Source organism: Akkermansia sp. JRP_AM1, from assembly GCF_049262625.1.
In the GTDB taxonomy this organism is placed as follows: Bacteria; Verrucomicrobiota; Verrucomicrobiia; order Verrucomicrobiales; family Akkermansiaceae; genus Akkermansia; species Akkermansia massiliensis.
In genome coordinates this window covers 810,804-836,604 of record NZ_CP118234.1, presented here as the reverse complement: position 1 = coordinate 836,604, position 25,801 = coordinate 810,804, and the positions used below count along the sequence as shown (strand labels likewise).

The 25,801-nt window shown below is 58.5% G+C and carries 23 protein-coding genes and 2 pseudogenes; 7 read left to right on the top strand and 18 right to left on the bottom strand.

Features of this window, described 5'->3' with window-relative positions; translation table 11 throughout:
- Nucleotides 1–14 precede the first annotated feature (14 nt).
- The 6 genes from feoB to tadA all read right to left on the bottom strand — a co-directional run bounded on the left by feoB (nucleotide 15) and on the right by tadA (nucleotide 6,073).
- Nucleotides 15–2,276: a ferrous iron transport protein B gene (gene feoB, locus PVA48_RS03895; protein ID WP_102728657.1), complete on the bottom strand. Its 2,262-nt coding sequence runs from the start codon at nucleotides 2,274–2,276 to the stop codon at nucleotides 15–17.
- 76 nt (nucleotides 2,277–2,352) lie between these two features.
- On the bottom strand, nucleotides 2,353–2,583 hold the full coding sequence (locus tag PVA48_RS03890; RefSeq protein WP_012420130.1) for a FeoA family protein: 231 nt from the start codon (nucleotides 2,581–2,583) through the stop codon (nucleotides 2,353–2,355).
- Between the two features lie 31 nt (nucleotides 2,584–2,614).
- Nucleotides 2,615–2,827 (bottom strand): FeoA family protein, encoded by a 213-nt coding sequence (locus PVA48_RS03885; RefSeq protein ID WP_022398203.1) that lies wholly within the window; start codon nucleotides 2,825–2,827, stop codon nucleotides 2,615–2,617.
- A 253-nt stretch (nucleotides 2,828–3,080) separates the two neighbouring features.
- Nucleotides 3,081–4,460 carry a cytochrome c peroxidase gene (locus PVA48_RS03880; RefSeq protein ID WP_102728658.1) on the bottom strand — a complete coding sequence of 460 codons (1,380 nt, stop codon included), beginning with the start codon at nucleotides 4,458–4,460 and terminating at the stop codon, nucleotides 3,081–3,083.
- A 66-nt stretch (nucleotides 4,461–4,526) separates the two neighbouring features.
- A complete protein-coding gene (gene lipA / locus PVA48_RS03875) occupies nucleotides 4,527–5,519 on the bottom strand; it encodes a lipoyl synthase (RefSeq protein ID WP_257228125.1) in 993 nt (330 codons plus the stop codon).
- Complete coding sequence (gene tadA / locus PVA48_RS03870) at nucleotides 5,516–6,073, bottom strand: tRNA adenosine(34) deaminase TadA (protein ID WP_022398200.1); 558 nt, start codon at nucleotides 6,071–6,073, stop codon at nucleotides 5,516–5,518. Before tadA ends, lipA begins: the two co-directional genes overlap by 4 nt.
- A gap of 144 nt (nucleotides 6,074–6,217) precedes the next feature.
- Between tadA and PVA48_RS03865 the strand changes: the two genes are divergently transcribed.
- Both PVA48_RS03865 and PVA48_RS03860 read left to right on the top strand, forming a co-directional pair.
- Entirely contained in the window at nucleotides 6,218–7,216 is a 999-nt protein-coding gene (locus PVA48_RS03865; RefSeq protein ID WP_102728659.1) for an ROK family protein, read from the top strand.
- Nucleotides 7,217–7,274: 58 nt separating this feature from the next.
- A complete protein-coding gene (locus tag PVA48_RS03860; protein WP_102728660.1) occupies nucleotides 7,275–9,200 on the top strand; it encodes a heavy metal translocating P-type ATPase in 1,926 nt (641 codons plus the stop codon).
- 15 nt (nucleotides 9,201–9,215) lie between these two features.
- On the opposite strand, the gene PVA48_RS03855 is transcribed toward PVA48_RS03860, so the two are convergent.
- From PVA48_RS03855 to PVA48_RS03815, 9 genes and pseudogenes are all read right to left on the bottom strand, one after another.
- Entirely contained in the window at nucleotides 9,216–9,392 is a 177-nt protein-coding gene (locus PVA48_RS03855; protein WP_423232260.1) for a hypothetical protein, read from the bottom strand.
- Between the two features lie 61 nt (nucleotides 9,393–9,453).
- The gene (locus PVA48_RS03850; protein WP_423232259.1) at nucleotides 9,454–9,858 is read right to left on the bottom strand and encodes a hypothetical protein; all 405 of its coding nucleotides are present in this window, start codon (nucleotides 9,856–9,858) and stop codon (nucleotides 9,454–9,456) included.
- On the bottom strand, nucleotides 9,771–10,652 hold the full coding sequence (locus tag PVA48_RS03845; protein ID WP_423232258.1) for a hypothetical protein: 882 nt from the start codon (nucleotides 10,650–10,652) through the stop codon (nucleotides 9,771–9,773). Before PVA48_RS03845 ends, PVA48_RS03850 begins: the two co-directional genes overlap by 88 nt.
- 237 nt (nucleotides 10,653–10,889) lie before the next feature.
- A pseudogene (gene coaE / locus PVA48_RS03840) lies at nucleotides 10,890–11,494 on the bottom strand (dephospho-CoA kinase).
- A 94-nt stretch (nucleotides 11,495–11,588) separates the two neighbouring features.
- The gene (locus PVA48_RS03835) at nucleotides 11,589–14,318 is read right to left on the bottom strand and encodes an Amuc_1098 family type IV pilus outer membrane protein (protein ID WP_102721220.1); all 2,730 of its coding nucleotides are present in this window, start codon (nucleotides 14,316–14,318) and stop codon (nucleotides 11,589–11,591) included.
- Nucleotides 14,319–14,388: 70 nt separating this feature from the next.
- Nucleotides 14,389–15,402 carry an Amuc_1099 family pilus-like system protein gene (locus PVA48_RS03830; protein WP_022398193.1) on the bottom strand — a complete coding sequence of 338 codons (1,014 nt, stop codon included), beginning with the start codon at nucleotides 15,400–15,402 and terminating at the stop codon, nucleotides 14,389–14,391.
- Between the two features lie 33 nt (nucleotides 15,403–15,435).
- Entirely contained in the window at nucleotides 15,436–16,392 is a 957-nt protein-coding gene (locus tag PVA48_RS03825) for an Amuc_1100 family pilus-like protein (protein WP_022398192.1), read from the bottom strand.
- Nucleotides 16,393–16,421: 29 nt separating this feature from the next.
- Complete coding sequence (locus PVA48_RS03820; protein ID WP_022398191.1) at nucleotides 16,422–18,260, bottom strand: Amuc_1101 family PilM-like pilus complex protein; 1,839 nt, start codon at nucleotides 18,258–18,260, stop codon at nucleotides 16,422–16,424.
- 51 nt (nucleotides 18,261–18,311) lie between these two features.
- Nucleotides 18,312–19,025, bottom strand: a complete 714-nt coding sequence (locus PVA48_RS03815) for an Amuc_1102 family pilus-like protein (protein ID WP_022398190.1) — start codon at nucleotides 19,023–19,025, stop codon at nucleotides 18,312–18,314.
- A 94-nt stretch (nucleotides 19,026–19,119) separates the two neighbouring features.
- Here PVA48_RS03815 and PVA48_RS03810 point away from each other — a divergent pair.
- Together PVA48_RS03810 and lgt are read left to right on the top strand one after the other, a co-directional pair.
- Nucleotides 19,120–20,297 (top strand): annotated as a pseudogene (locus PVA48_RS03810) (M42 family metallopeptidase).
- 11 nt (nucleotides 20,298–20,308) lie between these two features.
- Nucleotides 20,309–21,367, top strand: coding sequence for a prolipoprotein diacylglyceryl transferase (lgt, locus tag PVA48_RS03805; RefSeq protein ID WP_022398188.1), 1,059 nt, complete (start codon nucleotides 20,309–20,311; stop codon nucleotides 21,365–21,367).
- Here the strand turns inward: lgt and PVA48_RS03800 are convergent.
- Nucleotides 21,364–22,098 carry a DUF3313 family protein gene (locus PVA48_RS03800; RefSeq protein WP_102726533.1) on the bottom strand — a complete coding sequence of 245 codons (735 nt, stop codon included), beginning with the start codon at nucleotides 22,096–22,098 and terminating at the stop codon, nucleotides 21,364–21,366. The two genes, lgt and PVA48_RS03800, sit on opposite strands and share 4 nt — an antisense overlap.
- A gap of 81 nt (nucleotides 22,099–22,179) precedes the next feature.
- Nucleotides 22,180–22,881 (bottom strand): DUF3313 domain-containing protein, encoded by a 702-nt coding sequence (locus PVA48_RS03795; RefSeq protein WP_146017925.1) that lies wholly within the window; start codon nucleotides 22,879–22,881, stop codon nucleotides 22,180–22,182.
- 118 nt (nucleotides 22,882–22,999) lie between these two features.
- Between PVA48_RS03795 and PVA48_RS03790 the strand changes: the two genes are divergently transcribed.
- The 3 genes from PVA48_RS03790 (at nucleotide 23,000) to PVA48_RS03780 (ending at nucleotide 25,370) form a co-directional block, all read left to right on the top strand.
- On the top strand, nucleotides 23,000–24,283 hold the full coding sequence (locus PVA48_RS03790; RefSeq protein WP_102728666.1) for an aminopeptidase P N-terminal domain-containing protein: 1,284 nt from the start codon (nucleotides 23,000–23,002) through the stop codon (nucleotides 24,281–24,283).
- 65 nt (nucleotides 24,284–24,348) lie between these two features.
- A complete protein-coding gene (gene hisG / locus PVA48_RS03785; RefSeq protein ID WP_022398184.1) occupies nucleotides 24,349–25,224 on the top strand; it encodes an ATP phosphoribosyltransferase in 876 nt (291 codons plus the stop codon).
- Nucleotides 25,225–25,265: 41 nt separating this feature from the next.
- Nucleotides 25,266–25,370: a hypothetical protein gene (locus tag PVA48_RS03780; protein ID WP_012420149.1), complete on the top strand. Its 105-nt coding sequence runs from the start codon at nucleotides 25,266–25,268 to the stop codon at nucleotides 25,368–25,370.
- Nucleotides 25,371–25,402: 32 nt separating this feature from the next.
- On the opposite strand, the gene PVA48_RS03775 is transcribed toward PVA48_RS03780, so the two are convergent.
- Entirely contained in the window at nucleotides 25,403–25,612 is a 210-nt protein-coding gene (locus PVA48_RS03775) for a hypothetical protein (RefSeq protein ID WP_146021149.1), read from the bottom strand.
- Nucleotides 25,613–25,801 lie beyond the last annotated feature (189 nt).

The window sequence follows — 25,801 nt, the reverse complement described above, 5'->3', positions numbered from 1 at the left end:
AGTGGGTATGAGGGTTATTTGGAGGATGCGGAGGGTTTCTTCACCACCAGGTAAATGAGGCCCAGCAGGAGCAATACGGCGAGCCCCTGCCCGATGCCGAAGGAAGCTTCCGCATAAAGCCATGCTCCCATCTGGTAAATCAGGAAGGCCAGGCAGTACGCCAGGGCGCACATGTAGCCGATGGCGAAGAAAGTCCATTTGGCGCTGTTCATTTCCCTTCTGATGGCTCCCATGGCGGCAAAGCAGGGGGCGCAGAGAAGGTTGAAAATCATGAAGGAGAAGGCGCTCAGGAACGTGAAGGCTCCCGCCTGGACCAGGCGGTCCCCGGTTTCCCTGATTTCAGCGTCTTCATCTTCCTCCTCTTCAGCGGCGGCTTCCTCGGCGGCAGCTTCTTCAGAGGCGCCCTCCAGGGATGCCTGGAGCTCCTGGCCGGCGGGGGACATTTCCTGCGTTTCGGCGGGTTCTTCCTCCGCCTCTTCCCCGGAACTGCCGTCCGCATACAGGACGCCGAAGGTGCCGACCACGTTTTCCTTGGCAATCAGTCCGGTGATGGTGGCCATGGTAGGTTTCCATTCGCCCCAGCCCAGCGGCTGGAAGACGGGTGCGGCCACGTTGCCGATGGAAGCCAGCATGCTGTCATTCTGCTCCACGGAATCAACCTTCCAGTTGTAGCTGGAAAGGAACCAGATCAGGGCGCTGGAAACGAAGATAACCGTCCCGGCTTTTTGCACGAAGGCCTTGCAGCGTTCCCACGCGTGGATGATGACGTTCTTCCAGGCGGGAACGTGGTAAATGGGAAGTTCCATGACGAAGGGGGTGGGATCCCCGGAGAACATGGCGGTCTTTTTCAGAATGAGGCCGGAAAGGATGATGGCGCCCACCCCGATGAAGTAGGCTCCCGGGGCCACCCAGGAATTTTCCGGGAAGAAGGCGCCTGCAATCAGGGCGATGATGGGCGTTTTAGCTCCGCATGGAATGAACGTGGTGGTCATGATGGTCATGCGCCTGTCCTTTTCATTCTCAATGGTGCGGGTGGCCATGATGCCCGGAACGCCGCAGCCCATGGAAACGAGCATGGGGATGAAGGACTTCCCGGAAAGGCCGAATTTGCGGAAAATGCGGTCCATGATGAAGGCCACGCGGGCCATGTAGCCGCAATCTTCCAGAATACCCAGGCACAGGAACAGCACCGCCATCTGCGGCAGGAAGCCTAGGACGGCCCCCACGCCGGCAATCACGCCGTCCTGAATCAGGCTTTCCAGCCACGGGGCGCAGTTGGCGCTTTCCAGCAGGCCGCCCACCCATTCCGGAACCCATTCCCCGAAGAAGGTGTCATTGGCCCAGTCCGTTCCCCATGCGCCCACCGTCTGGATGGAAATGTAATACACCGCCCACATGACGACGGCAAAGATGGGGAGGCCCAGCCAGCGGTTGGTGATGATGCGGTCGATCCTGTCGCTGCCCGTCAGGCTGCCGATGCCGGCCTTGACGACGGAATCCGCGGTAATGCGTGAAATGGAATTGTAGCGCTCGTTGGTGATGATGGATTCGCTGTCGTCATCCATCTCCTGTTCCATGGCTTCAATGATCCCGTTGATGCGGGACTGCTCCTCAGAGGTGAGCGCGAGCTGGTCCGCGACTTTCTGGTCCCTTTCAAAAACCTTGACGGCAAACCATTTTTTCTGCTGGTCCAGGCATTTGCCGGTGATTATTTCCCCTATTTCCCCGATGGCTTTTTCCAGACGGTCCGGGAAGTGCACGGCGCGCGGGGCCCGGGCATCCTCCGAGGTGGCCGTTTTTACGACGGCGTCCACCAGTTCACGGATTCCGGTCCCTTTCAGGGCGCTGATTTCCAGCACCTGGCAGCCGAGATCCCGGGAAAGCTTTTCCGTGTCAATGCGGTCGCCGCGCTTCCGGACAATGTCCATCATGTTCAGGGCGATGATGACGGGAACGCCCAGCTCGCAAAGCTGGGTGGTGAGGTAAAGATTGCGTTCCAGGTTGCTGCCGTCAACCAGGTTCAGGATGAGGGAGGGATGGTCCGTGACCAGGTAATTCCGGCTGACGACTTCCTCCAGGGTGTAGGGGGAAAGAGAATAAATGCCCGGAAGGTCTTCAATGATGATGTTCTTGTGGCCTTTCAGGCGGCCTTCCTTTTTTTCCACAGTAACGCCGGGCCAGTTCCCGACGTACTGGCTGGCGCCTGTCAGGGCGTTGAAGAGAGTGGTTTTTCCGCAGTTGGGATTGCCCGCCAGGGCGATGGTAATGTTGCTCATGGATGTTTCCTTGTCTTGATGTATGGGTGCGCCGTCTTGCTGTCAGGTCAGGAAACGTGCGGTAATAAGGGCGGAATCAATGGATATGGATGTTCTCGGCTTCCGATTTGCGGATGGAGAGTTCGTAGCCGCGGACAGTAACTTCAATGGGATCTCCCAAGGGGGCGACTTTGCGGATGAAAATCTGCGTTCCCTTGGTGACTCCCATGTCCATGATGCGCCTTCTGACCGGGCCTTCCCCCGCCAGTTTCCCGACGGTCACGGTTTCCCCGATCAGGGCGTCTCTTAATGTACGGTGTTTGGTCATAGAATGATGGCTGATTGTTGGATGAGAAGGTTCAGGCCACGAATATCTTGCACGCAAGAGCCTTGCTGAGAGCTATCCGGGACCCCTTGACATTGACGATGAAGTTTCCGCCGTTTTCAGAAACGATGGAAACCGTGCTGCCGGCAACGAAGCCCAGGCTTTCCAGAAAACGCCGGGTTTCATCCCTGCCATGAATTTTGTTAACCTGGCGAATATCGCCGATGTTGAGCATGGAGAGTGGCATGGTGTGTGTATGAATCAAATCCGGGAGAAAGTTAGTTTCATCAAACTAGTAAGTCAATGATATTATGCGCCTGTGTTTTCAATTTGGATAAAAATTATTCATCATGAATCATTTACCCATTAGTCTAATCTAAGTATGACGCGGAGGAAAAGCCGGAAACGGGGGTTTTCCGGAAATAAGCCGGAAGGGGGAATACAAAAAAGCCGCGCCATGAAGGTTCATGGCGCGGCTGGAAAAAATGCTTTCCTCTGGCTCAGGAGGCGGGGCAGACTTCGCCCTGGACGGGCTTGCCGTTGTATTCCCCGGTCAGGGTTTTCAGGAAGGCCACCAGCAGGCTCACCTCCTTCTTGTCCAATTTGTCGTAGCCGAGCTGGTAGTGGTACATCTTGGTGATGGCTTCCTCCAGCGTCTGGGCGGAGGCGTCATGCATGTACGGCCAGGTAAGCTCCACGTTGCGGAGGGTGGGAACGCGGAACCTGTGCCTGTCTGATTCCTTCTTGGAAAAGTTCATCAGGCCGTTGTCGTCATTGGTCTTGGCGCGTCCGGCAAAGAAGTCTCCCTTGAGGTCGGCGTATTCAAAGGACTGGCCGCCCATGGCGGGGCCGGTGTGGCAGGTCTGGCAACCGAGCTTGAGGAAGAGCCTGTAGCCCTTCTTGGCATTCTCGCTGATGGCGTTTTCATCACCCTTCAAATAACGGTCGAACGGGCTGTTCGGCGTGATGAGGGTCTTTTCATATTCCGCGATGGCGTTTGTGATGGTTTCTCCGTTGAAGCCCTGGGGATAAACCTTCCTGAATTCCGCGGCAAACACGGTGTCCTGGTTCAGCTTGGCGGCGATCTGGTTCCAGTCGTCCGGATGTTCGTAACCCATTTCCACCGGGTTCAGGGGAGGTCCGCCCGCCTGTTCCTGGAGGTTGGCGGCGCGTCCGTCCCAGAACTGCTTGGTGTGGAAGGCGGCGTTGAAGACGGTGGGGGCGTTGATGCCGCCCTTCTGGCCGCGGACTCCGGTGGAGGTGGCCAGGTTGTCCGTGCCGGCCTTCTCCAGGGAGTGGCAGGAAGCGCAGGAAACGGTATTGTCTGTGGAGAGGCGCACGTCATGGAACAGCTTGTAGCCCAGGGCCACCTTGGCCGGATCCGTGGGAAGGGCGTCTGGAATGGGGGAGATGGCGGTGATGGCGTACTCCTTGCCCACCATGTCGCCGAAGATTTTCAGGCGTTCATCCTTGACCCACTGGAGCATGGCTGCTTTTTCCGGAAGGGTGAGCGTGCTGCCCCAGTGCACCATGGTGTAGGAGGTGGGTGGCATGGAATTGATCTGGAGCACGTGTTCCAGTTTGGAAAGGGTCACGGCAGTGGGCGGTTCATCCATGTTGTAGCTACGCTGTCCGTCCCGGATGTGGCGCGCCAGCAGGCCGCCGGAAAGGGTGTTCACCAATTCGGAAATGTGGGTGCCGGGCTTATGGCAGTCCGCACACTTGGAGTTCATGGTATGTGCGGTGATTTCCGCCGCCTGGGCGGATGTCAGGGGCTTGATATTCTGGTTCGGCAGGAACAGGGGCGCGACTGCCGCCGTCACGATGACCGTGCCGCCCAGAATGGCCCCGGCCGTGATGAAGGAACGTGTTTTGCTCATGAGATTCTCAATGACGTGGAATTGCCTGTATGGTAAAAGGGAAGGGTTAATATATCAAGATTTATTCTAAAGTTCGCCGGCCTTTCTCAAATCTTCGTTAATGGCCTCCAGCACGTCCGCTTCCGGGGTGAAATTGGCGGCATGGTAGGAGCTGCGGACCAGCGGCCCGGACGCCACGTGCCTGAAGCCCTTGGCTCGCGCGACCTCCTCATAACGGACGAAGTCGTCCGGATGGATGTATTTGACCACCGGCAGGTGGTTGCGGGAGGGGCGCAGGTACTGCCCCAGCGTCAGCACCGTGACGCCGTGCTCCAGCAGGTCGTCCATGGACCGGAAAAGCTCGTCTTCCGTCTCTCCCAGGCCCAGCATGATGCCGCTTTTGGTGGAAACCTTGCCGTCTACGCAGTCCAGCGCCATCCGGAGGACGCGCAGGGAGCGCTGGTACTGGGCGCGGAAGCGCACGATGGGCGTCAGGCGTTCCACCGTTTCCAGATTGTGGCCGAAGATGTGGGGGCGTGCCGCCATCAGCGTCCGGATGGAGGAGGGCTTCTCATTCAGGTCCGAGGCCAGCACCTCAATGATGGTGGAGGGACTGGCTTTTCTGACGGCCCGGATTACTTGGGCGAAGTGGGCGGCGGCTCCGTCCGGAAGGTCGTCCCGGGTGACCATGGTAATGACGGCGTGGCGCAGCTTCATGTGCACGACGGCGTCCGCCACGTGCTGCGGCTCCTCCGGGTCCAGCGGAAAGGGCTTGGCGGTTTTTACGGCGCAATAGGCGCAGGCGCGCGTGCACCGCTCCCCGGCGATCATGAAAGTGGCCGTGCCCTGGTTCCAGCATTCGTAGCGGTTGGGGCAGTGGGCTTCTTCACAGACGGTGAACAGGTGCTTGCCTTCCACAAGCTGCTTGACGTCCCAGAATTCCCGGCCGTTGGGCAGGCGCACCTTGATCCAGGACGGCTTGCGTTCCGTCCCTTCCGCAGTCTCGTTGTCGTTCCGGTGTTCCATAGCCCCGCTAGCTTGCCGTGAGTCCGCTGCTTTGGCAAATGCAAAGTGCTTTATTCGGGGCCGTCTTCCCCGTTTTCATCCGGGATTGCGGGGGAGTCCGCAGCCAGCTTCTTCCGTTCTTTGGCCGCCAGCCGCGCCGCACGGAAAAATTCCTGGAGGTGGTGCAGGCATTCGTCCCCCAGAACGCCGGGACGCACCTCGCACTTGTGGTTGAGGGGAGGGTTGGAATCCAGCAGGTTGATCCAGCCTCCCGCGGCTCCGGTCCTGGCGTCCGGACAGCCGAAGACCACCCGGTCCGGGCGGCAGTGGACGATGGCCCCCGCGCACATGGGGCACGGTTCCTTGGTGACGTACAGGGTGCAGCCTTCCAGCCGCCAGTCGCCCAGCGCCTCCTGGGCTGCCGTCAGGGCGATCATCTCCGCATGGGCCGTGGCGTCCTTGAGGGCCTCCACCTGGTTCCAGCCCCGGCCAATCACGCGGCCGTCTTTCACCACGATGGCCCCGATGGGCACCTCCCCCTTCACCAGGGCTTTTCTGGATTCTTTCATGGCTTGGCGCATGAACCATTCGTCCGAACCGGGCATTTCCATCATCACGGCGCCTATCATGGACTGGACGGCGCATCCCTGGCAAGCCCTTTCTGGAGGATATTTATTGTATTTTATACAAGAAGTTCGGCATGCCGCGGAAAGGGATGGGTGTGAATGCGTTTTTGCGTTGATTCCAGGGGGTGCGTGGCATAAGTATGAACCATGAGCTTTTCAGAACCCTGCACATTGGCCGTGGACTTCGGCGGTACGAGCATCAAAATGGGCGTGACGGCGGGGGACCGTATTCTGGCGACAGCGGACCGCATTCCCACCGCCATGTTTGAAAGTCCCCAGGCGATTATTGAGGCCATGATTGCGGCGGCCCTGAACCTGCGCGGGCAATTCCCGTCCGCCTGCGTGATGGGCATGGGGATGCCGGGATGGTGCGATTACTACAGGGGGACTCTTTACCAGCTTACCAATGTCCGGGTATGGGACCATGAAGTTCCGGTGAAGGAGCTGATGGAGCAGGCGCTGGGCCTCCCCGTCGTGCTGGACAATGACGCCAACTGCATGGCGTATGCGGAATGGAAGCTGGGCGCCGGGCGCGGCATGTCCAGCCTGGTGTGCCTGACCATGGGGACGGGCATTGGCGGCGGCATTGTGGTGAATGACCGCATCCTCCGGGGGAAACGGCTTTCCACCGGGGAGCTGGGCCAGACGAGCATCCATTACCAGGGCAAGCCCGGCCCGTTCGGCAACCGGGGAGCCATTGAAGAATACATCGGCAACAACGAACTGGCGGCGGAGGCGGTCAAACGGTATGCCGGGGCGGGAATCGTCAAAACCGTGAACGAATGCACGCCCAGGGACCTGGACGAAGCCGCCCGCGCGGGCTGTCCCATCGCCCTCCAGCTATGGGAGGACACGGCGGAAATGCTGGCCTGTCTCATCATGAACCTGATGTACACGCTGGTGCCGGACGCCTTCATCATTGGCGGGGGGGTAGCCAAGGCCGGAGACCTGCTCATGAAGCCCCTGCTGAAGAACCTCAGGGAGCAATTGTTCCCCATGCACATGGAGGAGCTGAAAATCCTGCCCGCCAGATTTGGCGCGGAAGCGGGGCTGCTGGGCGCCGGCGCCATGGCGATGGACGAATTCCTGGGGCAGGGAGTTCTGGAACGTTTTAAGAAAGAAGAAGTAGCAAAAGCTCTTTGTTAGATTGAACTAACATAGGGCTTGCCATAGCGTAGACGCAGGCGTACAAGCGGAACAGGTCATGAGTACGGAACATCCCCACGAACATTTTTCACAAGGAGCTTCCTGCTGCGCCGGAGGGTGCTGTTCAGGAAGCTGCTGCGGCTCCGGAGACGCCATCAGGCCCGTTCCCGCCGTGCTGGGCATCGCTCTGTTTGTCGCCGCCCTGGTGATGGGAAGCGATTCCTGGAGCGGCATGGCTGCATATGCGGCGGCCTACCTGCTGATAGGCTGGGATGTATTGAAGGCGGCTTTTCTGGGGTTGAGGCACGGGCGTGCCATGGATGAAAATTTCCTGATGAGCATTGCCTCCCTGGGAGCGATGTTCCTGGGGGATTATTCCGAAGCCGTCGGGGTGATGCTTTTCTACCGCGTGGGAGAATATCTCCAGGAGCGCGCGGTGGGCAGTTCCCGCCGGTCCGTGAGCGAACTGATGAACCTGAGGCCTGAATCCGTCCATGTGAGAGAGGGCGGCACTGTCCGTGACGTTCCTCCCGCGGAGGTCCGGCCCGGTTCCGTGATTGAAGTGCGCCCCGGAGAGCGTGTCCCGCTGGACGGCACGGTGACGGAAGGGAATTCCGTCCTGGATACCTCCGCCATGACCGGTGAATCCCTTCCGGTGGAGGCCGGGGCCGGAAGCACCGTGCTGGCCGGGTACATCAACGGACAGGGCGTGCTGGAGGTGCGCACGGACCGGGACTGGCGGCATTCCGCCCTGGCGAGGGTCCAGGAACTGGTGGAAGCCGCTTCCGGCCATAAATCCCCCCTGGAAGGAAGGCTGTCCACGTTTTCACGCATCTATACGCCGCTGGTGATCTCCATTGCCGTTCTGGTGTTCCTGCTTTATCCCTTCGTCACGGGCGGAAGCTGGACGGACGGCCTGTTCCGCGCGCTGGTGCTGCTGGTGATCTCCTGCCCCTGTGCGCTGGTGCTGTCCATCCCGCTGGGCTTCTTTGCCGGGATAGGGCGGGCGGCGCGGCAGGGAATTCTGCTGAAAGGGAGCAACTACCTGGATGCCCTGCGGAAAGTGAAGACGGTGGTGTTTGACAAGACCGGAACCTTGACGGAGGGCGTCTTTTCCGTGGATGAAGTGCTTCCACGTGACGGAGTAACGCCGGAGGAATTGCTGTACTGGGCGGCGCACGCGGAAAGCTCCGCCTCCCACCCGCTGGGGCGTTCCATCGTAAAGGCGTATGAAGGCAGCCTGTTCCCGGACCGTGTGGCGGAGCTGGTGGAAGTAACGGGGGGCGGCGTTTCCGCCCGTGTGGAAGGGAAGGCTGTGCTGGTGGGGAAAAAGGCTTTTCTCCAGGAGGCGGGAGTAGAGGCAGGGGAGGAAGAGGATCGCGGCGTAACCATTTACGTGGCTCTGGACGGCGTTCCGCTGGGACGTTTGCGTCTGTCTGACCGGATCAAGCCGGGGGCGGAACAGGCGGTGCGGGAATTGAGGGGGCTGGGCGTTTCCAACCTGGTGATGCTGACGGGGGATTCCTCCTCCGCCGGTGCGGAGGTGGGGCGCAAGCTGGGGCTGGACGAGGTGTTCAGCGGGCTGATGCCGGCCGGCAAGCTGGAGCACGTGCGCCGGCTGAAGCCGGAAGAAGGCCTGCTCGCCTTTGTGGGGGACGGCATGAATGACGCTCCTTCCCTGGCTGCCGCGGACATCGGCATAGCCATGGGCGGCGTAGGGTCTGATACGGCTCTCCAGGCTGCGGACGTGGTGGTGATGAAAGGAGACCCCGTTGCCGTTCCGCAGGGAATGGTTCTGTCACGGGCGACGGAGCGCATTATCGTGCAGAACATTGTTCTCATCCTGGGCGTCAAACTGCTGGTGATGGTGCTGGGTATTCTGGGGCTGGCCGGTATGTGGGCCGCCGTCATGGCGGATGTAGGCGTCTGCCTGCTTGCGGTGGGCAACTCCATGCGTATTTTCCGGGTACAACTGGACGCGTGACGGAGGAGAATCCGTTCACTCCACCCCCTTGTTCCGGGCGGAGCGGCTCCCGGCAAACATGCTATCCATGCTATCCATGATGTCCATGATGTCCATGATGTCCATGATGTCCATGATGTCCATGATGTCCATGATGTCCATGATGTCCATGATATTGCCGCGGAATCCGGAAATGACGGGGAACATCTCCATAAAAAACCTCCGTCCCGGCGAGGGAACGGAGGCGGTAAAGACGGAAAAAGGGAGGTGAACCTTAACGCAGCCCTGTCAGCAGGAGTTCCGCATTGTTCTGTGTCTTGGAGATATTTTGCAGGAGGGCCTGGAGGCCTTCCCAGCCCGGCTTCATGGCGAGCTGGCGGCGAAGCTGCATGATCTTGACGAACTCCTGTTCGTTGTACAGCCTGTCGTCATTGCGGGTGCCGCTCTGGGAAAGGGAGATGGCCGGATAAATGCGCCGTTCGGAAAGCTCCCGGTCCAGCCGGATTTCCAAATTGCCCGTTCCCTTGAATTCTTCAAAAATCACTTCATCCATTCTGGACTCCGTATCCACCAAGCACGTGGCGATGATGGTCAGGCTGCCGCCTTCCTCCACGTTGCGCGCGGCGGAAAAGAACTTGCGCGGTTTTTCCAGCGCATTGGAACCCAGGCCGCCGGACATGATGCGTCCCCCGTCTGGTTGGCGTTGTAGCCGCGGGCCAGCCGGGTAAGGGAGTCCAGCAGGATGACGACGTCCTTGCCCATTTCCACCAGCCGCTTGGCTCTCTCAATGACCAGGTCGGAAACCTGGGCGTGGCGGCGGGAAGGCTCGTCAAAGGTGGAGGCGTACACCGGAGCATCCACGGTTTCTTCAAAATCCGTTACTTCCTCCGGGCGTTCGTCCAGCAGCAGCACGATCAATTCCACTTCCGGATAATTGGCCCTGATGGAACGGGCGATTGTTTTCAGAAGAACGGTTTTGCCGCCGCGCGGGGGCGCCACGATCAGGCCGCGCTGGCCTTTGCCGAAGGGGGTCATGAGGTCCAGCACGCGCATGGCGGCGGAATTGACCTCCTTGTTTTCCAGAAGGAGGCGTTCCTTCGGGAAGAGGGGGGTGAGGCGTTCAAAGTCACTGCGCGCCCGGTACTCTTCTGCGGGGATGCCTTCCACGCTGATGACGGAAGAGGCGGAAAGGTACTTGTCATGGGGACGCAGCTTGCGCAGCCTGACCTTGATCTGCTGGCCTACGCGGAGGTGCAGGGGCTTAATGAGGTTGCCGCCCAGGTAAATATCATCCGGAGAGGTGCGGAAGCTTTTGACCGGATCCCTCAGCATGGCGTAATTGTCCTTGGCCTGTTCCATGACTCCGGAGACGACTACTTCATGGCCCTTTGCCAGAAGCTGCTTTCCCAGCTCAAAAATCAGTTGGGACTTGGTGAGGGAGGCCGCGTTCCGGATAGGGAGGCTTTCCGCCATCTCCTGAAGATCGTTCAGGGGGCGTTCCCGCAGTTCATTGATGTCAATCTGTTCCGGAACGGGAGCGGAGGCTTCCTCCGACCGGGCCGGGACTGCCGGAGCGCAGGCCGTATCCCCTGCGTTTTCCTCCGGAGCGGCAGCCGGATGTTCCTCAGAAATCCCTTCCGGTGCGGGAAGGGGCTTGGGGGAGCCGCCTGCGGATCCTCTCCGGAGGGGAGGGGCTTGTTGTCGAGTTCTTCAGTCATGAAAAAAATGTTGGTAGAGTCTTTGGATTTGCTGGCGGAGCAGGTCCGGCGGTCCTTCGTTCCAGAGGACGAAATCGGCCGCGGCCACTTTTTCCATGATAGGACGCTGGGCCGCCAGAATGGCTTCAATCATGTCCTCACGGAATCCGTTCCTGAGAGCCAGGCGGGTCTTCTGCGTTTCCCGGGAAACGGCCACCACGCACACGGCATCCTGGTGGTAGCGCGCCGATGTTTCAAAAACAGGGGCACGTCAATGACAAACCCGGCTACCGCCGCATTCTGACGTGCCGCCCGCATTTGCGCAAGACATTCTTGGTGCAGCAGGGGGTGAATGATTCCTTCCAGCGTCCTGCGGCTTTCCGGATTCCGGAAGACAAGCTCCCGCAGGAAGTTCCTGTCCGCGCGGCCGTCTTCATCCACGCTGGCGGGTCCGAAGGCGCTGGAGAGCCTCTCCCTAAGCCTGCCGCCGTCCAGCAGCCTGCCTGCCTCCGCATCACAGTCAAAAAGGCGCAGGCGCGGCCCCCCCTTCTCCATCAGCAGGCGGATGGCGGTGGACTTTCCGGTGGCGATTCCGCCGGTCACGATCAGCGTCTTCATGAGGGAAGGGAAAAACCGGGTATGTATGGGACATAAAGAGCGGGTGAAAGGTTCACCCTTTCACCCGCTCCAATATGGACGTTATGCACGCCGCCTACATGGGAGGCAGCAGGCCTTCGGAAGCAGGCAGTGCGCTTTCCGGAGCGGCCGCGGTGGGAAGGGCGTTGCCGCGTACGGGCTGGCCCGTGGCGTCAATGATCTGTCCCGTCACGAAGATCATCAGATTCTTCTTGATGTGGTTGTCGGAGTTGCTGCGGAAGAAGCGTCCGATGAGAGGCAGGTCACCGAAGATCGGCACCTTGTCTTCCACCGTCTGCACGTTTTCCGTGATCAAACCACCGATTGCCACGGTGTGGCCGTCGTAGATGAACAGGGACGTTTCAACGGAACGCTTGGAGAAGATGGGCTGCTCAATGCGGTTTTCCGTCAGAGTCAGGGACATCGGCTTGCCGTCGGAACCAACGCCGGTGGACTGGATCGGGCTGCCGTAGTTCACGAAGCCTTCAAATTCCACGATGCTGGGCTTGAAGTTGAGGTCAATGATGTACTTGTTGTCACCAATGGTGGGCACAACTTCCAGGGTCACGCCGACGGGCTTCATTTCAAACACGCCGGGAGTGGCGGGAGTGACGGGGAAGCTGGTGACCTGGGCCTGGTTTTCGGTGCCTACAAGGTCATCCAGAACGTTGTTCCGGTTATTGTAGTTGCCGCCGCCCCAGCTGCTCACGTTGTTGGGAAGTTCCGGGGGTTCGTATTCGGTGGGGTACCAGAATTCGCGGATGATTTCAATCTTGGCGGTTTCACCGGACTTGGCGGTCACGCTGGGAGCGGTGAGAACGTCGGAACCCTTCTTCTGGGACAGGCCGCGCATCAGCATCTGGAAGGCGCCTTCGTCATAGATGCCCGTCAGGGACATGATGCCGGGAGCCGGATTCTTCTTGGTGGCTTCAGTGCGGTTGGTGCTGTTCAGCAGGTTGTCCACGGAGTTCTTGGCAATGGCGTAGTCGCCCGTGCGGTTGCCGCCGGTGGCGAGGCCGTTGATCAGGCCGTTGCCGTCCGTATTGGTGCTGTTGTTGTTCACGGGCCAGCCGCTTACGCCGCCAGGGGACTGGGTGAAGTCATCAGGAACGAGGCCGGTGCCGTAGTTCGTGCCGCCGCCCAGGAAGGTGCTGCGGTCGTTGCTGACGGAGAACGGCGTAACGATCCAGTCAAAGCCGAGTTCTTCCGTGTTTTCCTGGGTCACTTCCACGAACTTGGTCATGATGCGCACCTGCTGGGATTCGCCGCGGGTGTTTTCAATGAGCTGTTCGATCAGGTCCAGGTTGCCGGAGGTATTGCGGACGACCAGGGAGGAGTTGCCGTTGACAAGGAATGCCGTGGCGCCTTCCGGGAAGCTGATGCCGCTCTTTTGCAGCAGGCTGCGGATGGAGGGCATGGGCTTGAGGCCGGAGGAGCTTTCACCGCCGCCGCCGAAGGGGTCTTCGCTGACGTCGCCGCCGCCGTCGCCGACGGTGGTGCGGAGAGCGGACTGGAAGCCCGGAGGCACGGAGAAGGTGCGCTGGTAGAGATCCACGTCATTGCCGCCGGCAGGAAGGATGGTGACGGCATAGTCTTCCACCTTCTGGCGCAGGCCGGCGTTGCTGCAGATGAAGCGGAGCACTTCCAGCATGGGAACGTTGGTCAGCTTGAGCTGGCCGATCTTGCGGGTGCGGATGCTTTCCTGCGGAGCGGCAACCGGAGCGACTTCCGTGACGTCCGTTGATTCCTCGCCGAAGCCGCCGTCGTCAGCTGCGGGAGCTGTCGGAGTAACGGCTGCGGGCTGGGAGTCGTTGATAACAAAGTTGATGCCGCGTTCGCCGTTCGGGCCTACCGTACGGTCCAGTTCGATGGACTTCTTGCGCAGGTAGTCGATGGCGTCTTCCACGGTGGTGTCTTCAAAGGAGACGGAGGGGATGATGATGCTCTTGAGCTTCATCAGGTTGGCCGTGGCGCCGTTGACATCCGTAATCGGGGCGTTGTCCGCTCCGTCGGCTCCCGTCGGGACTTCCATCGGAATGGGGCGTTCCCACATTTTGTCTACTTCCGCAAGCATGGTGCTGCGGGTCTCGTCGTAGGCGGCCGCATAATAGGCCATTCTGCGGCGGTTGACCGTTTCCTGTCCGCGGCGGGCTGCCACGTTGTACGGGTCAATGGAAAGAACCTTGTTGAATTCGGCGATGGCTTTGTCGTAGTCGCCGAGGTCATAGTAACCATAGGCCATGTGAAGGAGGGTGTTCACCTTTTCCACGTTCTTGACGTGTTCGGGTGTAAGCGCCGGATTCGTGCGAATCGGGTCCTTCATGTATTCGAGCGTCTGCTTGGCAAGCTTGGCGCTCCGGGGATTGAGCTTGATGGCGTCCTGGAGAAGCTTGTCGGCTTCGTCATAGCGGCCCACTTTGATGTATTCCTGAGCAACGGCGATGCTGGCGTCGCCAATGTGGTTGGCGATGGCTTCCTTGCGCTGGTCGTTGATCGGCGCGGAGGGCAGCATGTTGTAAGCGGCATTGTATTTGTCCAGGGCTTCCTTGTACTTGCCTTCGCGGTACAGGTTGCGGCCTTCTGCAAGGAGCTGCATGGCTTCCTGGGTCTGCGCTTCGCGGCGGGCCATGGCTATGCGCGCTGCATCGGACTGGTAGTAACTGCCCGGTCCGGCGTAGGACGATCCCAAGGCACTGGAGGTTCCGACGGCGCCGCCATCACCAGCCTGCGCAAACGGGCAGGAGGCAGCAATGGCCATCAGCGCGATCAGGGAACGCTTCGGTTGATAAAGTGGTGCGTGGTCCATAGTTAGGTTCTTCTTTTTACATGTTTTTCGGATTTGTGAAGCTTTTTTTCAGAAAAGTTTAAATCCGGGTCTATTTTTTCTTGCTCAGTGTTGTTTGTTCTCCAGTGGTTTTGTTGGCAATGGTTACGGTCTGCGTAGCATTATCAACGGTTTTCAGCGTATAGGTCTGTTTGGTGTCTCCCGGGATCTGGAAGTCGGCGCCTTCCTCCACTTCAAAGCTGGTATCCCGTTCGGGGCCGGCGGCGATAGTAAGGTTTACTTTCTTATCAATGATTGGAATGACGTATTTTGTGCCGCGCCTGATGGTGTAGGTTTGGCCGTTTTTGGTCGGCTTTAAATCCTTGACGACGGCTTCCTCGTCCGTTTCCACCATGTCCAGGCTGGGGTTCTTGAATTCCTTGCTGGCGACGCTGACAAGCTCGAACCTGGGTTCGTCTTTCGTGTTCTTGCGGGTGCCGAACTTGCCGTTGGGCTGGACAATGTTTCTCCAAAGCTCCTGCCTGGCGCGGTTCATGCCCTTGAAGGTGAAGTCATTGCCGTCCGACTGCGTGAAGGCCAGGTAAAAGCCGAACTGCTTGATTTCGTCCACAAAGAGCTTGTTGACGAGGGGTGGGTGGCTGTTCGGATCATTGGGATGCGTTTTAGCCTCATATTCCTCCTGTACGGTGAATCCGTCGTTGTCAGGGTCCCGGGTGAGGACGTCCGAGTAAACGAACTCATTTTCCAGACCGTTGTCCAGGAACCATTTGTTCGGGATGTTGCCGTGGATGGGAGGTCCTGAAATAATGTCAAAGGGTTCCATTCCCCCTTCCTTGATCCAGAGATTGGGAGCTACGAAGCCCACGTACTGCTGCGTTTCCTGCGCAATGGGCTTGAGCTCATGGGAGGCGGAAAGCTCCTGATTGACTTCCGCGGCTTTCTTGATGCCGGGAGGAGGTTCAATCGCCTTTTCCGAAACCTGCGTGGTGAACTTGTACTTGTCATTCAGTCCCAGAAGGGTCACCGTACCATAGACGGCTACCCCCAGGCCCAGGACGATGCCGGAGGCCAGCAGGATTTTGTCGTAGTTTTGTTTTTCAGACATGTTGAAAGTATTTGCTGCGGTTGGTTGCCGTAATTAATCTTCAGACGGTTCCTGTGCCTTGGGCTGGTTGAAGTGGACCAGGTTGAGGGAGACCTGGACAAAGATTTGCTCCTTGCCCATGTAAGGTTTGATGAGTTGCTGGATGGCCGGTGCTGCGGGCGCAGCCGCTTCATCAGCCGGCGTCAGGGATGCCGCTCCCGCAGCGGGCTGGGCGGCGGCAGGTTTGGCCGCTGCCGGATTGGCGATGGGGGGAGGCATCATACGCTCGTTGCGGATCCGGATGGAATTAACCGTGAACAGGTAATCCTGGGAGTCCGTAATAGCGTTCATGGCTTTCAGCACGCTTTCCCGGTTGCCCTGGAAGGCGATTTCCAGGGGCATGGGAGTCCAGGGTGCCTGGTTGGGCTCGTCAGCGTCCTCTTCCGGATTGTTCGCCGGATTTTCAATGGGGAGCTGGGGACGGTACACCTTGATGAATTTGGACAGTCCGCAGTCCGTCAGCTTGTTGACGAGGCTGTTGACGGCTTTCAATTCAAAGCCCAGCGTGGAGGCCGCCTGCACGGACGGAGCCTGGGTGCTGTAAACCTGGAAGCCAAGCCAGGAGGAAGTGTCCGTGATCAGGATGTTCTTTTTCTTGCAGGAGGCGATCAGGGCGTCCCTGAACGTTTTCAGTTCATTCTGGAATGCCGTGGGCGTGGTGGGAACCAGCGCGGAGGAAGCAAGGAAGGGCTTGTATGCCGTTTCCAGGCTGGTGACCGCCTTAGCATAGCGGTTCAGTTCCTTTTCCAGCTCCTCATTGGATGCGCGGCTCGGCGTGATTTCAGCGGCGTTGGCGGATTTGATCTCCTTGGAGGCGACGCTGATTTTCTTGTCCAGCTCGCTGCGTTTGGAATTGACGATGTACCCAGTTACGGATAACCCCAGGAATAAGAGAAGCCCCACGCCCGCCACCATGGCGGCGGGCTTGTTGTCTGTAATCCAATTGCTCATAAAATATGTCTTGTTCGGGTTGGGTAATCTTATTTGTTAAAGTTCACGGGAATGGGAGTTTTTAACGGAAGCACCAGCTTGAAGGGGACAAAGGCCCCTGCCGCTGCGTCTACCTTGGCGTCCTTGGCTCCCAGCTCCATGATTTGGCGGGCTTCCAGCTTTACGTCTCCGGGCTTGAAGGTGAACAGGGATTCCTTGTTCCCGTCTATTTTTGCCTGAAGGTCCTGGATGATTCTCTGGCCGCCCAGACTGCGCCGGACAAACCCGGTCAGGCGCACGGCGTTAACGCTGTAAACGGACGGTTCATCTTCACTGGAGGTGTTCGCGGAGGATTCCATCCTGATGTCGTCCACCAGGGACGTGTTTTTATCCGACGTGAAGGAATCCTTGATAACGGAGTAGCCTGTGATCTGGGTGGTATCCTCCGGATTGAAGTGGGCCAGCGGTTCGAAGTCCGTGAACCAGTAGGGATAATCCTTGTGTTCCGACTGTTCCAGCAGGTGCTTGATGATGTCCGCATATCCGTAGCGCTGTAGTGTGAGCTGTTGGTAGGAGGCCAGGGTGGCGTCCAGTTTTTTCAGCTCCTGTTCCTTCTGGCGCAGGGCGGATTGCTCCGACTTGATGGAGGTGACGGTGGGGTGCACGCCGGCGAGGGTTTCCTCCGCCTTCTGCACGCCCATATATCCGGTGACGGCATAGGCTGCGGCGCCGAGAACGGCGATGGCGGCTCCGGCGATGATGGCGGGCATCTTCTTCTGGTTGGCGCGCTTTTTGGCAATTGCCGTGGGTTCCAGGTCAATGTTGAGGGAAGCCCTGCCGATGGCGTTGACGGCGGTGCCGATCAGGCCGCCCAGGATAAAGGCTTCACGGGAGATGGTGTTCACGTCCACGCCGGAACCCACGCCCACGTTGTGCATGGGGTTGAAGAAGGAAATCGGAATGCCCAGCTTGTCTTCCAGGAATTCCTTGGTGTAGGGCAGGGACGCGCCGCCGCCGCACAGGTAGGCCTTCACGGGAGCGCTTCCGTTCATCTGGGCGCGGTAATGGTTGGTGGTGCGCTGGATTTCGGAAGCCAGCCTGGTCATGGCCGTGCGGATGACGGTAGCCAGGTTGGCCGTGGCGGGATCCAGCCCCTCCGTCTGTCCGTTGCTCATGGAAACGAGGCCGCTGGTGGTCTTCAGGCGTTCCGCCTCCATGAAGGGAACGTTGAATTCCCGGGCGATGGCGGAAGTGACGAAGATGCCGCCCGCGGAAATGCTGCGGGTGAAGAAGCGGCCCTGTTCGCTGTAAATCAGGTCCGTGGACTTGGCGCCGATGTCGATGAGCATCACCGGCTCTTTTTCATCCGGGTAGCTGTCCACATACGCGTTGTACAGGGAGGTCAGCGCGCAGTCCACCTTGCCGGTGGAAAGGTTGTGGGAGACGATTTCGTCATTAAGGGAATCCAGATCTTCCGCCTTGATGGCTACAAGGACGGCTTCCCGTTCCAGGCCCTTGGCGGGGAGGAGGTGGTAGTCCCACACCACTTCATCCAGCGGGAAGGGGACGTGCTGCTGGGCTTCAAAGCGGATGAGCTGTTCCACATCGGTATCGTCCAGGGCCGGAAGCTTGACGAAGCGGATGAAAACGGATTGCCCGGAAACGGAATAGTTGGCAACGCTGCCTTTGACATTGAGTTCCTGGACGAGGTCGGCGATTGCCTCCCCTATTTTCGTCAGGCGCAAGCCTTCCGCCGACGGGTCCAGCACTACGAGGCGCGTAGCATAGCGGTCCAGGATAAGGGCGTCTTTGGAGGTCTTGGAAAAGACGCCCATTGAAACTCTCTGGGAACCTACGTTTAATGCGACGATTTGTCGTGAATTAGCCATGGGTGATTTCTGTTAAATAAAAAATGAGATGAGAAAAATGTTGATGGGGCTTTATTCGCCGTCCGCAGCCGGAGCTTCCGTGGGCGTGCCGAACGGGGCCGGGCTGGGAGCCGCCTGCTGGCTGTTGGGCCTCATGATTTCCGGATAACGGTCATACCAGTACACGGAGAAGGGCGTTTCATCCTTGTTCAGGAGGGGATAATAGGAGGTTTCCACGATGCTGGGGGACTGGATGGTCCACCATTTTTCCATCTTGCCGCGTTCGGAGGAATAAGTGGCGACGATTTTGCCATTGTATTCCACCACCACGCCCTGGTACTTCACCCACTTGCCCCTGCCGCCTTCCGAACCGGTGATGCGCTTGACGGAAGAAGGGGAGAGATAGACGGAGGCATACGTGGCTTCCCCTACCGGAACATTGACGTATTTTACTTCCTTGTACAGTTTCAGGTACTGGCGGGCACGGTCCGGGTTGACTACGGCAATATAGAATTTGAACGTCAGGGAATCAATGTAGCCGGACTTGGGCACGGGAGCGGCTTCCACCTTGAAGGGCATTTCAAAATCCGCCCATCTCTTCGGCTTCGGGAGCGGCCGGGGGTCGTCCTGGGTCATGACATTGGGGGACTGGCGCATGTACAGGGACAGCTTTTCCAACGTGACCTTCACCTGCATTCTGGGATTGCTGGTGGTTTGCGCCGATGCCGCAGGAATGAAAAGCACCGCAGCCAGCATGGCCGTGATAGTGTTAAGGATGGATTTCATAGCACAATTCGATTCCCTGATTAGTTACACCAAAAACCGAACTGTGGCTAGCAAAAATCTCTTGTTTCTTTCCATGTAACGGGTGTTGCGCAGGATGAGGCTCAATCCGGAGGTTCCCCCGTGCGGTCAAGAAAAAATCATGCGGCATGGCTGCGGGCTTGACCTGGAAGGGGTGTTTTCACATGCTCGGCCCATGGCGATTGATTCGGATCTGCTGAAAAAGTTTTCAGAAGCCCACGGTATTTCAGGGCATGAGGATGAAGTACGGAACCTTGTGGCGCAGGAACTTGAAGGATGCGGGGAATTTTCCTCCGACGGTTCGGGAAGCCTGTTCTGCACCAATGGCGATTCAGGCCCCCGCGTGATGCTGGCCGCCCACATGGATGAAATCGGGTTCCTGGTACAGAACATCACGGCAAACGGCTTTCTTCAACTGGTGGGGATAGGCGGCTGGTGGCCGCATACCCTGTTGAGCCAGCGTGTTCTGGTGAAAACGCGTTCAGGCCGCAGCGTTCAGGGGTGATCGGTTCCAAGCCTCCCCATTTTCTGCCGGAAGGCCAGCGCAACAGCGTCATGAGCATGGAAGCCCTGTTTGTGGACGTGGGCGCTGAAAGCGCGGAACAGGTGAAAAATGAATTCGGCATTCATCTGGGTGATCCCGTGGTGCCGGACGCGGCATTCTCGCCTCTGGAAAATCCGTTCCGGGTCATGGGCAAGGCCTTTGACAACCGTGCCGGCCTTTCCGTGATGATAGAGGCCTTCAAGACATTGTGCCGGGAAGGACACCCCAATACACTGATTGCCGCCGCCACGGTGCAGGAGGAAGTGGGGACGCGTGGCGCGAAGACGGCCGGAGTCGCCATGCGCCCGGATTGCGTGATCGTGCTGGAAGGCCCCCCCGCGGACGATACCCCCGGTTTTACCGTGGCGGATTCCCAGGGTGCCCTGGGCGGCGGCGTGCAGATCAGGTTGTTTGACCCTACGGCCATCACCAATCCCCGTCTGGCCGCCCTGGCCGAGAAAACGGCGGCGGATGCAGGCATCCCCTTCCAGCTGACGGTGCGCCGTTCCGGTGGAACGGATGCGGCGGCCCTTCATCTCTCCGGCAGGGGAGTTCCCACGATCGTGCTGGGAATACCCACCCGGTACATTCATGCCCATAACGGCGTGCTGGACCTGCGGGACTACCGCGCGGCGGTGGAACTGACGGTGGCGCTGGTGCGCGCCCTGGACCGTGAAGCCGTGGAAGCCCTTACCCATTATCTGCCCTGAAAGGAACGCCCATGAATTTGACCGCTTACGTACACGACCTGGACCCCGTCATCTGGCAGGTGACGGACTCCATTGCCCTGCGCTGGTATGGCGTGGCCTACCTGATGGGTTTCATCGGCGGATACTTTCTGCTCTCCTGGCTGTCCCGCCGGAAGCTGTATCCCATTCCGCAGGACAGGCTGGCGGACTTTGTCACCTATGTGGCGATCTTCGGCGTCCTGATCGGCGGACGGCTGGGATACGTGCTCTTTTACCAGATACCCAACCACGGCTGGTCCCAGTTCCTGGCGGACCCGCTCATGGCCCTGCGGGTATGGGAAGGGGGCATGGCCAGCCACGGAGGAATGATCGGCGTGGGGCTGTACACGTTCTACTACGCGTGGAAGCACCGCGTCAAGTGGGTGGCCCTGCTGGACGGGCTGGCCATTGTGGCCCCCGTAGGGCTCTTCTTCGGGCGCATGGCCAACTTCATCAATGGGGAACTGTACGGGCGCATTGTATCGCCCGGATCCGCCCAGGGAATGATCTTTCCGGCGGAACTGTCCCAGGACCCGGACTTGTTCGTCCGCGTGGCCTCCCGCATCTATGAAACGCCCGGATTGCTGGACAAGCTTTCCCTCTCCGGAATAACCGTGCCGGACCGCATGACTGCCGCCTGGGTGACCGACCGGGTGAGGGATACGCCCGCCATCAAGGAAATCGTGGGGCAGATGATGCAGGACCATGCGCGCTATCCTTCCCAGTTGTATGAAGCATTTGCGGAAGGAGTGCTTCTCTTTGCCGTTCTGTGGTTCATCCGGGTGAAATTCCCGCGTGCCTGGAATGGCGTGTTCTGCGGCATCTTTGCCATTCTCTATGCTGTCGGGAGAATCGTTTGCGAGGAATACCGGGAACCGGACTCCCCCTTCTCCATGGGATTGACCCGCGGGCAGTTCCTCTCCGTCTTCCTCGTGCTGGTGGGCGTCGCCTTCTTCGTCTATGCCTTTAAAACCAGGCAGACGGTGCAGGAATGCACCTTCTATGATCCTGAAAAAAAGAACAAGGAGGAATCAGCCGGAAAAGCCGCTTAAAACGGGTCCAGGTCAACTTCCCCCGTCTTGGGAATATAACTGGAAGGTCCGCCCTTGAAAATGGCGGAAATTCCGCTGGCGAAAAGCTGCAAATTCTGCTGGTCAAAGGCGAAGCGCTCGAACTCCTTCACGGAAAACAGCGTGATGGGGTCCGTATTGTAGGCCTTGAACTCCATGATGCTGGTGCCCGTGCGCATGTCTGACAGGCGCCCTTCAATGCCTACGTCCCCGCTCATGAAATTGCCGAGGATCAGGGAAGTGCCCGGAAGGGGGGACGCCAGGGAAACCAGGTCGGACATGATATTGCCGCCTACGTCCGTAGGCTTCAGCTTGACCATGGCGATGTAAAGAGTCACGCCGCCCGGTGCGGGGCGGTCAACCAGCTGCCACTTGATCCTTCCTCCGGTCTGTTTGGATTTATTCTCCAGCACCCTGCGGATATCTTTCTGAAGCTCCGTCCTGAACTGTTCCGCCAGGGCCGGGGCCTCCTTCGGGAATCTGGCCTTGATATAATCAATATTGATGGGGGCCACATACACCTTCAGGCGCGGGGAATTCCAGATGGCCTGCTCTGTGGGGTTGTACCAGACGCCCTGGAAGCAGCTCTGTTTGGAATCCGCATGAAGAGGATGGGTAATCAAGGGGGAAACGGGCATGTGCTGGGAACTGGAACAGGAAAAAACCAATCCCGTTCCCAGCGCCAGCAGGAGCCGTGAAATAGCACCGTACATGCAGGATAAGACGGCGCCCGCATGTCCGGTGTTCGAGTCATGACCCGATTGTCATCAAGAGTTTTCCCCGCCGGGGGGAAATCAGGAATGGGAAGGGTCCTCCTCCAGAATTTCCGCAATCTGCCGGGCAAAACGGTCCAGGTTGTACTTGTCGCAGGCGAACTCCTCAAAACTGTTGCAGGAAAAAATATTGATGGGATCCCTGTTGCGCCCGTAAAATTCCTTCAAGATCGTCCCGTTGTCCAGGGAAACGATGTTGCCTTCAATCCCTACCGCTCCAGAGGCGAAATGATTGATAATGAAGGAAACGCCCGGAATCGGCGAGACGATTCCCACGCCCAGGGCCACGACTTTTCCCCCAACGTCCGTGGGCTTTAATTGGACGATCGCCAGGGAAACCTTCACGCCGGGCGTGCGCGGGCGGTCGCTCAGCACCCAGCGGACATGATTGCCGGGCTTCTCATTATTGCGGTCAATCAAGAGGCGAACCTCCTTTTGCAGGGAATCCCGGAATTCGCGCGCCAGGTAGGGGGAAGCCTCCGGGAACTGCTGCCGGATGGAGCTGATTTCCACGGGGGCGATGTAAACGTACTGCCGCCTTTGCTGTTTCCAGAGGAATTGCCCGGCGGAGGGATGGCACCAGACGCCGCCGAGGCTGCCGCGCGCCTCCTTCAGCTCCGCAGCATGAGTAATGAGCGGGGAAACGGGCCGGTAAGGACCGGCGGAGCAGGAAACGCCCGTGAAAAGAATAGCTGCGGCGGAAAAAACAGCACGGAAAAGCATAAAGCCCAGAATGAACAAAAGAATGCCGGGCCGCAAGAACTTAATATGAACCGCAGGAAGGCCGTTTTGTGTCCGGATGCATGATTGACAAGCTGGAAAAGCGGGGCATGCTGTCGGTATGAGATACGAGCCGCTACCTTCCTCCTTTTTTGCCGGCAATCGTGCGGAACTGGCTTCCCGCCTGCCCGCCGGCAGTATGCTGATCCTGCATGCCAACGACGTGTTCCCCACGAATGCGGACGGCACCTTCGCCCTGCACCAGAATGCCAACCTCTTTTACCTCACCGGGATTGACCAGGAGGAAACCGTCCTCATCATGACCATCCGGGAGGACGGCTGGGATGAAATCCTGCTGTTGCGTGAAACGAATGAACAGATCGCCATCTGGGAAGGAGCCCGTCTCACGCAGGATCAGGCGAGGGAATTGAGCGGCATCCGGGACGTGCGTTGGACCAATGAATATGATACGCTGCTGGATACCCTGGTTCCGGTCGCCACCATGGTCTTTGTGGAAGCCAACCAGCATCCGCGCTGCACCTGCCCGGTGGAAACGCGCAATGCCCGCATGACCAAGGAACTGAAGGAAAAATTCCCGGATGCGGTTCTGAAAAACGTTTATGAAATCATGGCGGAGATGCGCCAGATCAAAAAGCCGGAGGAAATCAAGGCGCTCAGGAAGGCTTGTGACATTACCAATGAAGGCTTCCGGGCGCTGCTCCGGTTCATCAGGCCGGGGGTGGGGGAATGGCAGATCGAGGGCTTTCTGGCTAACGAATTCATCAGCCGGGGGCCGCGCAAATTCTCCTTCCTTCCTATCATTGCCTCCGGAAAGGACACCTGCGTGCTGCACTACATCCAGAACGACAAGAGGTGCGAGGACGGCGGCCTGGTGCTCATGGACATAGGCACGGAATACGGAAACTACAACTCCGACATGACCCGCACCGTTCCCGTGAACGGAAAATTCACCCCACGCCAGCGCGCCGTGTATGAAAGCGTGCTGAACATGATGACCTATGCCAAAAGCATCCTGAGGCCCGGCATCTTGAAATCGGAATATGAGCGCCTGGTGCGCGTCTTCGCTGCCGGAGAACTCGTCAAGCTGGGGCTTGTCACGCCCGCGCAGGTGGCGGAAAAACCGTCCGATCCTCCCATCGTGCGGAAATACTACATGCACGGCTGCTCCCACTTCCTGGGGCTGGACGTGCACGACGTGGGGGAAACCAACCCCGTCGTGCTGCCGGGCATGGTCTTCACCATTGAGCCGGGCATCTACATAGCGGAGGAAGGCATCGGCATCCGCCTGGAAAACGACATCCTGATCGGGGAAAAGGAAAACATTGACCTGTTGGGGGACGTGCCGCTGCTGCCTGATGACATTGAACGGCTCATGGCCCGGTAAAATGGGCCGGATTCGGTTCTAAACTTGACAATGAGGCCCGCGTGGGTTTTCATTCCCGTCCCATCATGTCGAAGAAACTCAAAATAGCACTTCCCAAAGGCAGTTTGCAGGACTCCACCGTGGAATTGTTCCGCAAGGCCGGCTACAATGTATACGTGTCCAGCCGCGGGTACCGCCCGACCTGTGACGACGACGATCTGGAACTCTTCCTGATCCGCGCCCAGGAAATCGGCCGTTACGTCAATGACGGTTTCATCGACTGCGGCATCACCGGACGCGACTGGATTTATGAAAACCGCGCGGACGTGGAAGTGCTGACGGACCTTCAATACTCCAAGGCCACTTCCAAGCCCACCCGCTGGGTGCTGGTGGTTCCGGAAAACTCCCCTATCACCTGTGCGGAAGACCTGCAGGGCAAGCGCATCGCCACGGAAGGCGTGGGCATCACGGAACGCTGGCTTCAGGAAAAGGGCATCAAGGCCCATGTGGAATTCTCCTGGGGCGCTACGGAAGTGAAAGTGCCGGAGCTGGTGGACGCCATTGTGGACATCACGGAAACGGGCAGCTCCATCAAGGCCAACAAGCTCCGCATCGTGGACACCTTGATGACCTCCTATCCCCAGTTCATCGCGAACCGGGAAACGATGCAGGACGAATGGAAAAAGCAGAAGCTGGAAAGCCTGGTCATGATGCTCAGGGGCGCTCTGGAAGCCCGCCGGAAAGTGGGTCTGAAAATGAACCTCCCCGCCGCTTCCCTCAATGGTCTCGTGGAAGCCCTGCCGTCCCTGCGCCGCCCCACCATCTCCCACCTGGCGGAAGAAGGCTGGCTGGCCGTGGAAACGGTCATTGACGAATCCGTCGTCCGGGATATCATTCCGCAGCTCAAGGCCCTCGGCGCGGAAGGCATCATTGAATACCCGCTCAACAAGCTGGTCTATTAACTTTTTTCTCACCACAGTAAAACAACAAACGAACCACAATCATGGGATCGCTCAAAAAACGCCGTAAAGCAAAAATCAACAAGCATAAGCGCAGCAAGCGCATGCGTCAGAACCGTCACAAGAAGCGTTTGCGTTACAAGTCCTAAGGTTTGTGCGCTTCGCTGCTCAAACTGGCAGTCTATCCGATTTCCGGAAAATCCCGGCGTCCTCCGTCCAGCGGAAGGACGCCGTTTTTCTTTTCAATGGAATCAGCGTTGGCTAAAAGGAAACTTTCCAACACAAAAACAATATCTTTAGTGAAGAGAAAAAGACAGCATGTGTCTTTATTCCATTGTTTTGTGATGCGGGTTGATGGTGCTCTGCATAAGGGAATAAAAGGACAGGTCAAGATGATGAAGCGATGCTGGTGTCGTCTCCCTCCCAATCCGTAAAAGAAGGTTTTCCGCTCATCCCCCGCACTCCATTCCCCTTCGCACGATTGCTGTCAGATTATATCGTTCCGAAGTGAAAGATTAGATGTGGAACTGAGCATGGGAAATTCGGAGAAAGTCTAGTTCACTTTGAGCAACTCCTAACA